Here is a 1,432-nt window from a genome sequence, read left to right on the forward strand (position 1 = left end):
TGCTGTTGCCAGTGCAGGTGCGTCGTTGATGCCATCGCCGACCATGGCGACCTTGGCGTTGAGTTTCATTTCGTTGATCAGGCGCAGCTTATCTTCTGGCAGCAGTTCAGCTTCCCATTCCATACCCAAATGGCCGGCGATGGCCTGGGCGGTGCGGTGGTTGTCGCCGGTGAGCATGACGGAGCGCACGCCCATGGCCTTGAGCTGGGCCACGGCTGCTTGTGCATCGGCTCTCGGTTCATCCCGCAGAGCTACCAATCCAAGTGCTTCATGGCTCTGTTCGTCGAACAGCACTGACACAGTCTTGCCGTCATGTTGTAGCGCCTCGATTTGAGTCTGCTGCGCGGACGACAGTATTGCGACTTGGCCAGCGTAGACCGGCGAACCGATGGCTAAAACGCGGCCAGCCACGGTTGCATGCACAGCTTTACCGACAGTGGCATAGGCATTTGACGCGGCGGGGATGAGGAGATTGGCCGCTTCGGCATGCCCGACAATCGCTTTCGCAAGCGGGTGATTGGAGCCGGATTCCACGCTGGCAAAAAGTGCCAGTACTTCATCGTCGCTTTGTTTGGTAAAGGGCTGTGCAAAGGCCGCTACATCGGTAACACGCGGCTTGCCCTCGGTCAGGGTGCCGGTTTTGTCGAAAGCTATGGTCTTTACCTGACCAATAGTTTCTAGGGCGCTGCCGCCTTTGATAAGTAACCCACGGCGGGTGCCTACCGCCAGTCCTGAAGCAATCGCTGCTGGAGTGGATAAAACCAGTGCGCAGGGACAGGCAATCAGCAATAGCGCCAACCCGCGATATAGCCAAGTCGCCCATTCACCGTCCATTAGTAGTGGTGGCAGGATAACGATCAATGCGGCAAGCGCCATCACAGTGGGAGTGTAGTAGCGGCTGAATCGCTCAATGAAGCGGGCTGTGGGTGCTTTGGATGCTTGTGCCTGTTCCACCAGTTGAATAATGCGTGCAATGGTGTTGTCGGCAGCGGTTTTTTCTACGCGGACTTCAAGTACCCCGTCGACGTTGATCGAACCGGCGAAGACAGTATCGCCCGTGGTCTTGGCACTGGGGATGGACTCGCCCGTAACGGGAGATTCATCGAGGCTGGACGAGCCATTAGTAATCACACCATCGGCGGGCACCCTGTCACCTGGGCGCACCAGCACATGGTCATTCACCCGCAGCGAAGCTGCAGCAACCTCGCGCTGCCCGCCTTGGGCATCGAGCAGCACCGCTGTTTTCGGAACCAGTGACGCCAGAGCTCTGATACCGGCGCGGGCACGATCGGCCGCCACACTCTCCAATAACTCACCGATCGAGAATAGGAAAACTACGGCTGCAGCCTCTTCGGCCTCACCAATGAACAGCGCGCCCAATGCGGCTACGGACATCAGCGTTTCGATTGAGAAGGGCGAGCCAGACATGGCC

General features: G+C 58.2%; 1 protein-coding gene. It reads right to left on the reverse strand.

Annotated elements, in window-relative coordinates:
- On the reverse strand, nucleotides 1-1,395 hold a 1,395-nt coding region (locus tag DK872_RS27170; RefSeq protein WP_237656273.1), incomplete at its 3' end, for a heavy metal translocating P-type ATPase.
- Nucleotides 1,396-1,432 lie beyond the last annotated feature (37 nt).

The sequence above is a fragment of the Kosakonia sp. MH5 genome (assembly GCF_009935945.1).
In the GTDB taxonomy this organism is placed as follows: Bacteria; Pseudomonadota; Gammaproteobacteria; order Enterobacterales; family Enterobacteriaceae; genus Kosakonia; species Kosakonia radicincitans.